This is a genomic window from Bombella dulcis, from assembly GCF_026385505.1.
GTDB lineage: Bacteria > Pseudomonadota > Alphaproteobacteria > Acetobacterales > Acetobacteraceae > Bombella > Bombella dulcis.
This window is the reverse complement of sequence record NZ_JANIDV010000001.1, coordinates 432763-447368: the sequence shown is the minus strand read 5'-3', so window position 1 is coordinate 447368 and position 14606 is coordinate 432763. Positions and strand designations below refer to the sequence as shown.

Genomic DNA, 14606 nt, shown 5'->3' with positions numbered 1-14606 from the left:
TATTTTACGCTTGGTTGATTGTGCCCAATTTGCACACAAATCACGAAATCAGGACGTACCAATTGTTGAACAGATCAACATGGAAGTCCGTGAAGGTGAGATTCTGGGTCTGGTCGGGCGTTCAGGATCAGGCAAGTCAAGTCTTCTCAAAATTATGGCAGGTCTTGAAGCCCCTCGAAAAGGAAGAGTCTTCTGGAGGAATGAGAGGGCAATAGCTCAGGATCTTGAGAAAGTATCAATTATTTTACAGGATGATGTACTTTTCCCGTGGTTGACAGTTCGAGAAAATATTCTTCTGGCCCTCGAAGGAAAACGCTGGCCTAAAGAGGAACGGGAGAAGATAGCTAGTGCTATTATTGAAGTGCTTGATATGGACGGATACGAAGGAGCCTATCCTCGTGAATTATCTGATGCATTAGAAGAACGCACATCCCTGATCCGTGCTCTTGCACGACAGCCTGAAGTATTATTGCTTGATGAGCCATTTCTGAATATTGACCATCTGAGTGCAGAAAATCTGCGGACTGACCTGATTGAATTATGGCAGGAACACCGTCTTGGACCACTCAAGGCTATGGTCCTGGCAACACATGCCATAGAAGAAGCTGTGCTGATGTGTGACAGGATTCTGCTTTTTTCGTCCGGGCCAGGGCGTATCACTCATGAGATCGTTGTTCCTTTTCCTCATCCGCGCAACCGACAGGCTGACGACTTTCGACATTTTGTAGATCAGATATATACACTCATGACGTTGCGTGCTCCCAGTGTTTCAGAAGCTGAACTGGCTTTACCTGGGCAGGGAGAGGTACAGAATGAGAGCGATTCTTTCATCGTACTGCCTGATATTTCTATTGAACTATTAGTGGGGCTGATGGAATCTTTGAACCATGAGCCTTTATCTGGTCGAGCTGACCTGCCGGAACTGGCCAATCAGCTGCAGATGACACTTGATGACCTGTTCCCCTTAGGGGAAACGTTACAGCTTCTGGATTTGGCCGAACTGGAAGATGGTGACATCATGCTGACCAATACAGGGCGTGTTTTTGTGGAAGCTGATGCGGATGCGCGGCGTGACATCATGCGGGCTGCACTGCTTCATTCCGTCCCGCTCCTGAAATTGATCCGAGGAACACTTGATGAGCGGGCTAGCCACGCCACGGATGCTGGCCTCTTTCGACGCAAGTTGGAAAATTCCATGTCCGCGACATATGCGCGGCAGACGCTCAACGCAGCCATATCATGGGCACGTTACGCTAATCTATTCTGCTATGATGAGGAAACGGACTTGGTTCTGCTGGAAGAAGGTGAATGAGGGAAGTCTCTCCATATAAAAGAGCTTCCCTTCACGTACCAGTGGTCAGACTGTTTTTAATCTATCCCGATAGAGTTTCCGGGCCTTGGCAACTTTTGGTGCAACAACTGCGGCGCAATAGGCCGTTTCCGGGTTACGTGCAAAATAGTCATGATGACTCTCTTCAGCTTCCCAGAAGTGAGTTGGCCCTTCAATAGATGTTACAATTTCTCCTCCCCAGATATTCTGTTCTGCGATCTCATCGCGGATTGTACGGGCAGAAGCTTGCTGGGCGTTATCACCAAAAATGACAGAACGATATTGCGTTCCCATGTCATCCCCCTGGCGGTTGAGCTGGGTCGGATCATGAGTGGTAAAAAATACCCTCAAAATATCTTTTAAACTGATTTCTTCGGGATTGAAGATAACCTGAACAACCTCTGCATGCCCGGTTTTCCCTGTACAGACGTCTTTATAACTGGGGTGTTCCGTATGACCTCCCGCATAGCCTGGTTTGGCTGAAACGATACCTTTAAGCCCTGTAAAAATGGCTTCAACACACCAGAAGCAGCCGCCTCCGAGAATGATGGATGATGTCTGTGTCATGCTGGTCTCACTCCTATTGGATGTTATCATCCCATATGGTTCGTGGAAGAACAGAAACCTAGAGGGGTGTCATATGCTTTTCATATATTTCAAATTTCGTATGTTATAATTCTGTTTCTTACGATAAGACGCCATCAGACGTTTTTTCCTGAAGAGGTTTTTCAATGCCCGCTTATCGCTCTCATACAAGCACTCACGGCCGTAACATGGCAGGTGCCCGTGCCCTCTGGAGGGCGACGGGCATGAAGGACGATGATTTTAGTAAACCCATCATTGCCATAGCCAATTCCTTTACCCAATTTGTGCCTGGTCATGTGCATCTCAAAAATATGGGAGCACTGGTTGCTTCAGCTGTAGAAGAAGCAGGTGGTGTGGCCAAAGAATTCAATACGATTGCCGTGGATGATGGCATCGCCATGGGACATGGGGGAATGCTGTATTCCCTCCCCTCACGGGAACTGATTGCTGATTCTGTTGAATATATGGTCAACGCACATTGTGCTGACGCTCTCGTCTGTATCAGCAACTGCGATAAAATAACGCCGGGCATGCTCATGGCATCTCTGCGGCTGAACATCCCAACGGTTTTTGTATCTGGTGGTCCTATGGAGGCTGGAAAGGCCGACATGGATGGTATTGAACGTGCTGTTGATCTTGTGACATCCATGGTTGCAGCTGCTGATGACCGGATCAGTGATGATATTTCTGAACAGGTGGAACGGTCTGCCTGTCCGACATGTGGGTCCTGCTCTGGTATGTTCACAGCCAATTCCATGAACTGTCTGACAGAGGCTCTGGGACTTTCTCTGCCAGGAAATGGCTCGCTTCTGGCAACTCATAGTCAACGAAAAGAGCTGTTTCTGAAGGCTGGGCGTCTGAGTGTGGAACTGGCCAGACGCTGGTATGAACATGATGATGTTACGGCCTTGCCTCGTGGTATTGCTACAAAGGCAGCTTTCGTGAATGCCATGACACTGGACATCGCCATGGGGGGGTCCACGAATACCGTGCTTCATCTTTTGGCTTCTGCGCATGAGGCAGGTGTCGACTTTACGATGAATGATATTGATGCTCTTTCTCGAAAAGTCCCTCACCTTTGCAAAGTGTCTCCGTCGGTTGCCAATGTACATATGGAAGATGTCCATAGAGCTGGTGGTATCCCGGCAATTCTGGGCGAACTGGATCGGGCGGGACTGCTTGATACGACCGTTCCGACAGTTCACTCTCCTACTCTGGCTGATGCTCTGGAAAAATGGGATATCGTTCAGAATCATGAAGAAGCGGAGGCATTATTCCGTGCGGCTCCTGGTGGAGTCCGTACTGTTGAGGCTTTTTCGCAGAACAGTTCTTATAAGGAACTGGACAAAGATCGCCAGGCGGGTGTGTTACGGAATCGGAAACATGCTTTCTCGCAGGATGGAGGTCTTGCCGTTCTGTACGGGAATCTGGCTCTGGATGGGGCGATTGTTAAAACGGCAGGCGTTGCGGAGAATATCCTGAAATTTAAAGGTCGTGCTCGGGTTTTTGATAGTCAGGATGCTGCCGTGAATGCCATTCTGGGTAAGAAAATCATCCCGGGGGATGTTGTCGTCATACGATATGAAGGGCCTAAAGGTGGACCGGGTATGCAGGAAATGCTGTATCCAACAAGTTACCTGAAATCCATGGGATTGGGAGAAGTCTGTGCTCTGATTACAGATGGCCGTTTCTCTGGGGGAAGTTCCGGCCTTTCAGTTGGTCATATTTCTCCAGAAGCCGCAGAAGGTGGCCTGATCGGTCTTGTTGAAGAAGGTGACGATATTCTTATTGATATTCCAAGAAGACTACTGCATCTGGATGTATCGGATGATGAACTTGGGCTACGTCGTGCTGCCATGCATCAAAAAGGAATAGCTGGCTGGCAGCCTCAGCGTGAACGCACTGTTTCCACAGCCTTACAGGCTTATGCTGCCATAACAACCAGTGCAGCCCATGGTGCCGTTCGGGATCTTTCTCAGATCATCATAAAGAAGCGTTGAAAATCACAAGGGGAAAATAGTCTTTTTCCCCTTTCAGTTTCAGACAATGGCCCGCTCCCTTAGATAAGAGAGCGGGCCATTTTAATGAGATGTCCTTAACTGATACGACCAAGAGCGACAGTCTGTTTGGTCAGTTCTTGCTGGAAACTTTCCAAACGATCCCGATTCTCCTGTACAATCTCAGGCTTGGCACGAGCAACAAAATTTTTATTGGAAAGTTTTTTCTCAACCTTACCAATTTCACTCCGTAGACGTGCAATTTCTTTGCTCAGACGATTCCTTTCCGCATCGAGATCGATCACACTTTCCAGAGGAAGGAAAATTGTTGCCTCATCTATAACCAGTTGGGCCGCCATTTTGGGAGGTTCACTTGTTAGCGTAGTGACTTCAGATGCACGAGCCATCTGTTCAATGACAGCCTGCCATTTCTTGGCCCGTGCAATCGTCTTACTGGAAGCATCACGCAACAGTATGGGAGCTTTCTGAGAGGGAGGTACATTCATTTCTGAACGCACTGTTCGGACTTCGCTAATTAGACGAATGATCCAGGTGACTTCATCTGAGGCCTCCTCAGCGTCTGTCATTTGTGGGAGATCGGGCCAGCCATTAATTTCAAACGGCCCGGAATATCCCAATTTCTGCCAGAGTGTGTCTGTTACAAAAGGAATGGCCGGGTGCATCATGCGTAGAATAATGCCCAAGACATGGGCTGCTGCTGCTTTGAGTTCTTCAGCTTCATGTCCACCTGCGCGGAAAGTTGGCTTCGAAAATTCTACAAACCAGTCGCAGAAAATATTCCAGACAAAACTGTAGCAGCAACGGATGTATTCATCGAATCGGGAAGATTCCAATGCGGCATCAGCCTGGTTTACGGCTTTACGGGCTTCTGCCAGAATCCAACGTGCCAATGTGGATTGAACACTGGATGGATCGAAATCAGATTTTGGTTCCACACCATTCATCTGGAGGAATCGAGATGCATTCCATAATTTTGTGATGAAGGCACGGTGTTCTTCAACACGATTACGGCCCAATTTGATGTCACGGCCGAGACCTGCCCCAGCAGCAATGGCAAGACGCGTTGCATCTGCTCCATATTCTGAAATCAGGTCCAGTGGATCGATCCCATTGCCACGAGACTTGGACATTTTTTGCCCTTTTTCGTCACGGACAAGCCCATGAATCAATATTTTGCGGAAAGGGACTTCCCCCATGAAGTGAATACCCATCATCATCATCCGGGATACCCAGAAGAAAATGATATCAAAACCTGTTACGAGTGTGCTGGTAGGGTAATAAAATTCCAGAACATCAGTTTTATCTGGCCAGCCCAAGGTAGTGAACGGCCAGAGTGCTGAACTGAACCATGTATCGAGGACGTCTTCATCCCGTATCAGCGTAATGGACGGGCCTGCCTGCTTCTGGGCCTCTTCCTCTGTTTCAGCTACATAAGTCTGGCCGTCTGAACCATACCATGCCGGTATCTGGTGCCCCCACCAGAGCTGCCGACTTATGCACCATGGCTGGAGGTCTCGCATCCATGCAAAGAAAGTATTTTCCCACTGCCGAGGTTCGAAGATCATTTTACCGTTTTTGACGGCATCAACTGCAGGCTTGGCCAGTGCAGGCGCATCACAATACCATTGCAGTGTCAGACGTGGTTCAACAATGGCCCCTCCTCGTTCGGCGGTTGGTACCTGAAGGATATGGGGTTCAATTTTTTCCAGCCAGCCTAATTCTTCCAAGCGTGTAATAATTTTTGTTCGTGCTTCGTCTCGATGGAGTCCCTCCAGTGACTGCACGAAAGTTATATCGCTTACGCCATCATGTTCTTTCAGGTCTGATCGGATTTCATCCAGCCAGATGCAGGCTCCTTCATCCAGAATGGTTGGGGCAGGCAGTCCATGACGTTTTCCGACTTCAAAATCATTAAAGTCATGAGCTGGGGTAATTTTGACAGCCCCTGTTCCTTTCACTGGGTCAGAATGTTCGTCAGCAACAATAGGTATATGTCGTCCTGTCAAAGGCAGAATGACTTTTTGGCCAATCAGGGATGTATAACGCTCATCTTCAGGATTAACAGCAACAGCGACGTCACCGAGCATGGTTTCTGGCCGAGTTGTTGCAATCGTAATTGTTTTACCGTTCTCCAGAGGATAACGGATATGCCACATGGAGCCTCTGGTTTCCTTATTTTCCACTTCCAGATCAGAAATGGCTGAATGGAAAACAGGGTCCCAGTTGACTAGGCGGCGGTCTCTATAAATCAGTCCTTCTTTATAAAGTTGGACGAATACTTTACGAACCGCACGAGAAAGACCTTCATCCATCGTGAAGCGTTCACGTGTCCAGTCTGCAGATGCTCCCAGACGTCGCAGCTGTCTAATGATGGTACCACCATATTTATTTTTCCATTCCCAGACACGGTTAATGAATCCGGGACGGCCAAGCTCTTTGCGCCTGATGCCTTCCTGATCCAATGCTCGTTCAACAACCATCTGAGTGGCGATACCAGCATGATCTGTTCCAGGCTGCCAGAGAACGTTGCTCCCTTTCTCTCTTTGCCAGCGTATGAGGATATCCTGCAGCGTAAAGGTCAGGGCATGACCGAGATGAAGGGTCCCTGTTACGTTGGGGGGCGGGAACATGATCGAATATGCTGTTCCTTTTTTTTGAGGATCAGCATTAAATACGCCACTTTCTTCCCATTGTTCATAAAGCTGTCCTTCGTAGTGAGCAGGGATAAAGGCCTTTTCCAGAGTGGATGGCGTGCGTGATATGTTTGTTTGCTGTTTTGACATGGTATCCTAGAGGTGATTGCGTTTATGTCAGGTGTGACTGTTCATATCATCAGGTCAGAAACTTGCCGATAGAGTGGGTTTTAAAAACTGTTTTTCCTAACGGCCTGGAATATTCGTTTTGTAATCCCCTATTCCCCACAAACGGTTTCTCACAGCGTGATAATAAGCTTTTTCATCATACAGAGGCACATTAAGCTTGAGATCCACAGCGGTCAGATGCCCCGTAGCACGGGCAATGTCGTAAGACGACGTTACCAGAGAGCTCACACTCTGGATCAGGGCGCGTTGGGACTGCAAAAGAGTAGCCTGCTGCTGAAGAACAGACAGCGTTGTAGCTGTACCGACGAGAGCCTGTCTTTCTACACCGGCCAAGGCTGCCATATTTGATGAAACAGCCATTTTATGACTTTGAAGGGTCTCTTTAACTGCTTCATAAAGCTGCCAGCTTGATGAGGTTTGCTGGAGGGCCAGCCTACGTTGTACATCTACTTCATTACGAGCAGCAATGGCGGTTTGCCTTGCTTGTCGTATAGCTGAATACTCGCCTCCACCCTGGTATATAGGAATTTGTAGATTCAGTGTGGCATACTTATTGTCTTCAAGAGACTGGTCCTGCCCTTGATCTTTTGAACGCTGATACGCCAAACCTGCCGATATTTTCGGCATGATTGCAGACATTTGAACAGAAATATTATCCTTTTGTTGAGCTTCATTAAAAAGTGCGGCGATGACATTAGGATTATTACGGACAGCTTCTATCACAGCTTCTTGCTCAGTATGGACAGGAAGTGCTAAGGGCTGAGGGGAAGCGAGTTGAGGTGGAGCGGGAACACCTACCGTCTGAAGGTAACTGGCTTGGGCTGATTGTACGGCACCTTCGGCTTGGTGTAATTCAGCCGTAGCTGATGCCAATGCGCCTTGTGCCTGGGCTACTTCTGTCCGACTTAATTCCCCTAAACGGAAGCGTCTGTTTGTCGCATTCAACTGTTCACGTAAAGAACGTTCGTTATTGATACTAACCTGCAAGAGTTGTATATCAGCCACAAGATGAACGTATGCATTCATTGTGTTATAGAGAACTTCTTGCTCAGTTTCGATTAGACGAGCACGTTGAGCAAATATTTGATTTCTGGCCATATGAATGCCAGCAACGGTTTTTCCTCCTTGATAAATTGGTTGATTTAGAGAGACAGTAGTGTTGTATCCACCATTATTATAACGCTGCGTGTATGGTAGTCTGACATTTTTCCCGTCAATCTCAGTCTGTTGTGTGTAGCGACTACTCCCCTTGTAGTAGGTTAGAGCCCCATTCGCCGAAATAGTTGGCCTCCAGCCTGCCTGTGCTGTAGACATTTGCTCATCCACTGCGCGAAGTTGGGCTCTCGCTTCTCGGAGTTGGGGATTGGTGAGGTAAGCAAGAGCGAGTGCAGCTTCGAGAGTGTGCGGAGCAAACTCGGGACTGTTCCGGAACCCTTGGATAACTCCTTGAGCGTATACTTTCTGGTTACCCATTCCTGTAATCGCAAACAGGCTTAATCCGAATTGGATCGGTAATTTGATTCTCACAAAAAATCTGAGAGTAGGATTCATCTATCTTAGTCTGCCGAGTTTAATTGATTCACCAATAGGAGGGTGACACCGTAGAATGCTTTTAAAAATAAGTGAAGGAGGCTTTTTGGTTTTTCTCAGTTGACTTTTTCTCATGATCGATTACAAGTAAGAAAGCAATGAGGTCTGGTGGCAGAATGGCTATGCATCGGACTGCAAATCCGCGTATGTGGGTTCGATTCCCGCCCAGACCTCCATTGTATTCTCCCTATACGTCCCAGAACCCTTGTGGGACGGCCATTTTCGAGGTGTTTACTGTTCCGATTAGTCCCGTTGTATTCCACAATTTTGGGGGTAGTTTAGGGGGGTAAAACATTTTAGGGAGGGGATAGCATGCTGACGAATGCAGAAATAAAGCGAGCCAAACCTAGAGAGCGTCAGTACAAACTCTCTGATTCTCAGGGCCTCTATATATTGGTCCTCCCTAATAACGGTTCTAGGCTATGTAAATGAAGTACCGATTCAATAGTGCAAAAGACACTTTCTTTTGAAAATATCTAAAAGATTTCACTAGCTGAGGCCGGGCGACTACATGAGTAAGGGCGTTTCTGAAAACAGATATCTATCTCATCCGCCGCCGGGGCCAAAATTTTTACTGTTGGACAGGGAATAATTCGTTTCTTTAGATGTTAAAATGCGTGATCGCCATTAAAGAATCAATCGAAGATAACATGCTGACATTGTTAGGTCATATCCTCGTCTCCACTTCTTCCAAAACATGGTCGTCCCTTGTATGCCAGAATAAAACTATGCTGATTGCTTCCTTGTAACGAGCAAATAAAGTTGCCACAAAATAGCGTAAAACGACGATTATGATTGGTAGGGTTATACCATCCTCTCCTTCATTCAGTTCAGCAGCCTCTATCAGAGGCCAGAGTATTACGCAGACCACGACACTGGTCAGGCTAGAGCGGTATTTGCTACTGGTGTACGTATTTGCTAGTGTGCGACACAATGCCAATTTCAAATAAGACAAAACAAGCTGGAAAATGATGAGAGCTGTTATGATGAGTGTACCGCCACAAAACTGAACATATTAGCTTCTGTAATGGCGGGACTAACACAAGGAGCGGAGAAGGCACGGGAACATCTGAAGGATATTGGCTCGCTCTCAACTGCGTCAAGGCAGCTGGCCGTGGTGGGATAGTCGCAGCGCGGTCAGTCATGTCATCTTCACAAGCGAACGCAGACGCAGCCCGTGGGATACGAGCATTGAAGGGATGGCAAAAGGAAAACACCCACTGGCGTATTCCCTATCAGAATTTCCGTTGCAGACCTTGACCATTTCACCGGGGCCATGGCGATTCCAGCGCTATCAGCCCGGTGGAAGTATAGGGTCCTGCTCCGGGCCATACTGAAGACCGGGGGACGAACCCATTTGACCCTCAGTAGTCATGGGCGGTGGGTCGGACCTCAGTGCGTGACTTATTATTAGAATTAATAAGTTTGTACATCTATAGATATTGTAGAAATTTTATCTGATTATTTTTCTAACTAGTTTATAAGCAAACTCCTCTCCACCTTTGATATCTGACTTCCAATGCATCCCACAAATAATGCGGCTTTCTGCAAATTCATATGCTTGTTTTAATAGGATCTCTCGACGAGACGGATACATCTCACTTAATATTAAGGCAATCGTATATGCTCGCACGGTATGTCCCGAAGGATACGACCAGTTCGTAAAAAAATGTTCATAATTAAAAGTGCAAACTGCCCCTCCATAATCAATAAAAGGACGCCTTCTGTGCCAGATGTTTTTTTCACGCTTCATGGCTACATAAGCAAGTTTTTGAGCCTTTTGGAGATATAATAAAAACTCTTTATTCTCTCCGGGAGTCATCTGAATCCGGCTCCTGTTCAAAAAAAGTTGAACCGTTTCACTATCGCTTAAGTTCGCTTCAAAAGCAGCCCGCTGCCACCGTAGAGAACCGGCTAGCTTCCGAGTTTCAAAATATATTCTCTTATCTTCTTGTGCCTTAGCAGAATCAGGTTGGGGCGGAGGAATTATCCAAGCAGCCTGCGGCCCTAAAACATGATACCCCGAGCTCCAGCCACAGTACCCTGCCAGACCAATAATCACCGTCATAACAGCGGCTAACGGAAGCACCGTAGTATCATGCCTTCCATATCAACGCATCTGGGGGGCATACTTCTAACGAAGCATGCCCCCCAATGTTTTTACAAGACAGTTGTATGAGCAGTTTTGCTTGCATATGCAGCAGCAGCCCCATAAAGGCCAGGCTGAGGATGCGTGATAATTTTCACCGGCATTTCACTCATCATGGACTCAAAACGTCCTTTAGCAATGAAACGCTCAGAAAAACCAGAATGAGGTAAAATATGAGCCAGACGCTGCCCCAGACCACCAGCAACCACAACACCATGCGCACCATGAGCCAGAGCAAGATCACCTGCGACCGCGCCCAGACTCAGGAAGAAACGCTCCAGTGCGGCAGCAGCCAGAGTGTCAGTTCCTTCCATGGCCGTAGTCCATAGGGACCGGTTATCCTTGATCGTGATGGGACGATCCTGCAATTCAGCAATCACTTCATACAGATTCGTCAACCCGGGACCAGAAACGATTCGCTCCACAGAAACACGACGAAAACGATCACGCAAAGCACGGAGAATATGATCTTCGACGGCATCCAAGGGAGAGAAGTCAATATGTCCACCTTCCGTTTCGATAACATGATAACCGTTCTCTCCACGCAGAAGAGTGGCAACCCCTAATCCAGTACCTGGCCCAAGAATGGTGATCGTCCCTTTAGCCGGGAGTTCAACATCCGGTCCGCACAGATGGTTCATATGCTCTGGACCAACCTGGGCCACAGCATGACCAATAGCCCCAAAATCATTTACCAGAGCAAAATTATCCAGTTTCAGACGACTACCCAGCTGAGCAGGCTGAATGATCCAAGGATTGTTGGTCATCTTCAGGATATCACCCGTGATCGGACACGCTACGGCAATCCCAGCTTCCCGCGGCACGGGCCGCCCTAATGAACGGCCAAAAGCTTCCCATGCCAGTGCCAGAGAAGCATGCTCCGCACATTTCAGCGTTGTCGCTTCCCCAAGGGAAACTACATGGCCATCCTTGATCTTGGCGATTGCAAAACGGGCATGGGTTCCACCGATGTCAACGGCTACGATTTCTCTCATGTGATCTATCCCTTCCATAGAGATGTGCTGCTTCCTTTTCCCACGCCCTCCCTATGGCTGCAAGCACTCAGCCCGCAGGGTGGTCATTAATTATCAGTTACCGCCCATCTCACTTTCCGGGTGCTGCATGACATCCAGCTTTCTCAGAATCCTATGAGCAATAGGGCGTGGGAGGGCCATTTCCAGAAGGCGTGTCAGCTGGAATACCCACGGGAATACCAGCACCCCCCTGCCCTGATTAATGCTGCGGGCAATCTTACGGGCTGCTTTATCTACTGGCACCAGAAAAGCCTGCTCACCATCCAGCCGCTGGCTCATAGGAGTATCAATGAATCCTGGAGCAATCAGACACACCCGAACATTGTAAGGTGTCATGGCCGCCTGCAGAGCTGTACTGAAACGACCCAACCCGGCTTTGGAGCCGCTATAGACAGTTGCCAATGGCAGATCATGGAAAGAAGCCACTGATCCCATCAAAGCAATCCGTCCATGCCGTCGAGCGGCCATGCGATTGGCCATCTCTGTCGCCATAGCCACTGGCGTAGCAAAATTGACCATGGACATCTTGAGAGCCACTTCAGCAGATTCAGCCAACGCTTTATGTGGACGAATGTCAGCCATACCGGCGGACAGGATCAGAATATCAACAGGAAGGCTTTCATCAGTCCTGGTGAGAGCTTTCAGAGCGTTATCGGCCTTTGTCAGGTCAATGCTGAGGACATCCACACTGGCACCTTTTGTCCGTGCTGTGGACGCCGTTTTTTCCAGCCGCTCTTCACTCCGCCCCCACAATGTCAGGTGAACGCCTGGACGTGCATAATATTCTGCCAGAGCGGCTCCAATGCCACTGGAAGCCCCGGTAATGAGGATATGATGCCGATGAGTCATTTCTGGTCTGGACATGAAGCCCCTTTCTTTTTTGCCCTCTAGCGAGAACGCTCGTGTACGAGTATAGCCATTGCTATGCAATGTGAAGCACCAAACTCTCAATATGCCGAGGTCGATGTTCGTCCCGTGAACACACGGGGAGATTTACGTCGTTTTATCACACTTCCACGCCATATCTACAAAGGAATGGAAGGGTTTGTTTCCCCGCTGGACATGGAGCAGAGACATCTGCTCAGTCCCAAGGAATCACCGGTTTTCCGCCATGCTGAGATTCAGTACTTCCTTGCATGGTGCAATGGCCATCCTGTTGGACGAATCGCTGCCATCGTCGATCATAAGGCAATTGAACATTGGCAGGAAGTTATAGGCCAGTTTGGTGCGCTAGACGCCATCCCTGAAAAAAATATCGTATCTGCCCTTCTACAGGCTGTCGAGCTTTGGTTCAGAAAACGGCAGATTTCCAAACTCCGTGGCCCTGTTACCCTGAGTGGGAATGCGGAGACTGGTACCATGGTGAAGGGACAGTCTTCTGCTCCCATGATTGCCATGCCGTGGCACCCTGAAGGTCTGGACGCTCTTATCCGTGAATCCGGCTATAAAACTGCCCAGAATCTTCTCAGCTACCGTCTGGAACTTGATGGCAGTACAGAAGAACGTTTCAAAGTCCCCGGCAATCTGCGCCTTGGCGAAGGACGTCTGAACAGTATCACAACCCGTAACCTGTCCAAGAAAGAAATAACAACACAGGGGGAAGTGCTGCGTAAACTTTATAATGATGCCTGGTCACATAAATATAATTTCGTGCCCATGCAGGATTATGAAATGACGGCCATGATTGAACAGATCAAGCCGCTTCTGCGTCCTGAGCATTACGTCCAGATTGACCAAAATGGAGAGCCTGTTGCCATGGCCATGGTTCTTCCCAATCTTTATGACATTGCAGGTGACTTAGGAGGCTCTCCTTCTCCCCTCGGGTGGATGCGTCTTGGATATCGACTGGCAACACACAAGTTCCGCTCAGCACGGGTAATTCTTCTGGGTGTTTCCAGCAAGATGCGTGGCACAATGCTGGGGTCGCTTCTACCATCTCTGGCCATCGTAGAGCTGATGCGTCGCGGTCGAACACTACCCTACAAATGGGTTGAGCTTGGCTGGGTTCTAGAAAGTGATACGGGAATGCGTAATCTGGCTGAATCCCTTGTCCCATACCCTCATAAAACACATCGAATTTATGAGAAGACTCTTCTTTCTTGAATTACGGGGCAGAGAGAAGAGTTCTTTCCCTAGAAATGCTGCCAGCCAGTCCGTGAAAAACAGATAGGACGATGGTGTTTGTCCAGCACAGTCACTCCCTGTCCCTCCGTGACTGTACCTACCTTCGTGACCGGAACACCGTGCGTTTCGCAATGTTTCTGCAGAACTTCCTCCTGATCTGCCGGACAGGTCATAAGCAGTTCATAATCATCACCTCCCAACAAAATTGTTTCCCGATACTCAGTCAGATGTGCCCTGACCGCTTCAGAAAATGGTAATAATTCCTCAAAGAGTGTGATCGCTATCCCTGACTCTTCGGCAATATGTCCACAGTCCTGCACAAGACCATCAGAAATATCCATTGCTGCGCTCACTATCCCATATAGGGACAGTCCAACACGAGGCGTAGGCACACGATAGGCCTCCACCAAACTTGTATCTGCGTGTCTGAGCTTTCCCAACCGTACCTGCAAACCGAGAGCGGCACGTCCCAAACTACCCGTCACCCAGACACCATCTCCTGGCTGACTGCCATTGCGCCGTAAGGCTTCCCCTCGGCGGACTGTTCCCAGAATGGTTACATTTAGCATCAAGGGAAACGGACTGCCTGTCGTATCCCCTCCCAGCAAGGTCATGCCAAACTGTTTCTGATCTGCTTCAAGACCCTCAGCGAATTCCGTGAACCACCTCTCATCATAATGTCGGTCTGCAGGAACACTGACATTCAGCATATAGTGACATGGTCGACTGCCCATGGCAGCCAGATCCGACAGATTACATCGCAACAGCTTCTGGGCTATGCTCCTTGCAGGATCATCTGGAAGGAAATGTAAGCCCTCAATCATTGTATCACTGGAGAGCACCAGCTCTTCACCGACGGGAACGGACATGGTCGCACCATCATTGCGAAGTTCCATGGCTCCTTTACCAGCCAAGGGTCGGAAGTGACGGGCGATGAAATCAAACTCTCCCATG

General features: G+C 48.5%; 10 protein-coding genes and 1 tRNA gene. 4 read left to right on the top strand and 7 right to left on the bottom strand.

Annotation, left to right across the window (positions count from 1 at the left end; all coding sequences use genetic code 11):
- Position 1: 1 nt before the first annotated feature.
- On the top strand, positions 2-1312 hold the full coding sequence (locus NQF87_RS02035; RefSeq protein ID WP_407651989.1) for an ABC transporter ATP-binding protein: 1311 nt from the start codon (positions 2-4) through the stop codon (positions 1310-1312).
- A 45-nt stretch (positions 1313-1357) separates the two neighbouring features.
- On the opposite strand, the gene msrA is transcribed toward NQF87_RS02035, so the two are convergent.
- Positions 1358-1897, bottom strand: a complete 540-nt coding sequence (gene msrA, locus NQF87_RS02030; protein WP_266126747.1) for a peptide-methionine (S)-S-oxide reductase MsrA — start codon at positions 1895-1897, stop codon at positions 1358-1360.
- A 164-nt stretch (positions 1898-2061) separates the two neighbouring features.
- Between msrA and ilvD the strand changes: the two genes are divergently transcribed.
- On the top strand, positions 2062-3915 hold the full coding sequence (gene ilvD / locus NQF87_RS02025; RefSeq protein ID WP_266126746.1) for a dihydroxy-acid dehydratase: 1854 nt from the start codon (positions 2062-2064) through the stop codon (positions 3913-3915).
- Positions 3916-4010: 95 nt separating this feature from the next.
- Here ilvD and NQF87_RS02020 read toward each other — a convergent pair whose 3' ends face one another.
- Together NQF87_RS02020 and NQF87_RS02015 are read right to left on the bottom strand one after the other, a co-directional pair.
- Complete coding sequence (locus tag NQF87_RS02020; RefSeq protein WP_266126745.1) at positions 4011-6716, bottom strand: valine--tRNA ligase; 2706 nt, start codon at positions 6714-6716, stop codon at positions 4011-4013.
- A 96-nt stretch (positions 6717-6812) separates the two neighbouring features.
- Positions 6813-8306 carry a TolC family outer membrane protein gene (locus NQF87_RS02015; protein ID WP_323670704.1) on the bottom strand — a complete coding sequence of 498 codons (1494 nt, stop codon included), beginning with the start codon at positions 8304-8306 and terminating at the stop codon, positions 6813-6815.
- Between the two features lie 141 nt (positions 8307-8447).
- On the opposite strand from NQF87_RS02015, the gene NQF87_RS02010 reads away from it, so the two are divergent.
- Positions 8448-8521, top strand: a tRNA-Cys gene (locus NQF87_RS02010).
- A gap of 1277 nt (positions 8522-9798) precedes the next feature.
- On the opposite strand, the gene NQF87_RS02005 is transcribed toward NQF87_RS02010, so the two are convergent.
- From NQF87_RS02005 to NQF87_RS01995, 3 genes are all read right to left on the bottom strand, one after another.
- Positions 9799-10434 (bottom strand): phosphatase PAP2 family protein, encoded by a 636-nt coding sequence (locus tag NQF87_RS02005; RefSeq protein ID WP_266126744.1) that lies wholly within the window; start codon positions 10432-10434, stop codon positions 9799-9801.
- Between the two features lie 71 nt (positions 10435-10505).
- Positions 10506-11489, bottom strand: coding sequence for a glucokinase (gene glk, locus NQF87_RS02000; protein WP_266126743.1), 984 nt, complete (start codon positions 11487-11489; stop codon positions 10506-10508).
- Positions 11490-11582: 93 nt separating this feature from the next.
- Entirely contained in the window at positions 11583-12392 is an 810-nt protein-coding gene (locus tag NQF87_RS01995; protein ID WP_266126742.1) for an SDR family NAD(P)-dependent oxidoreductase, read from the bottom strand.
- Positions 12393-12452: 60 nt separating this feature from the next.
- Here NQF87_RS01995 and NQF87_RS01990 point away from each other — a divergent pair, with 60 nt between their 5' ends.
- The gene (locus tag NQF87_RS01990) at positions 12453-13631 is read left to right on the top strand and encodes a hypothetical protein (protein WP_266126741.1); all 1179 of its coding nucleotides are present in this window, start codon (positions 12453-12455) and stop codon (positions 13629-13631) included.
- A gap of 29 nt (positions 13632-13660) precedes the next feature.
- Here NQF87_RS01990 and thiL read toward each other — a convergent pair whose 3' ends face one another.
- Positions 13661-14605 carry a thiamine-phosphate kinase gene (thiL, locus tag NQF87_RS01985; protein WP_266126740.1) on the bottom strand — a complete coding sequence of 315 codons (945 nt, stop codon included), beginning with the start codon at positions 14603-14605 and terminating at the stop codon, positions 13661-13663.
- Position 14606: the final 1 nt, after the last annotated feature.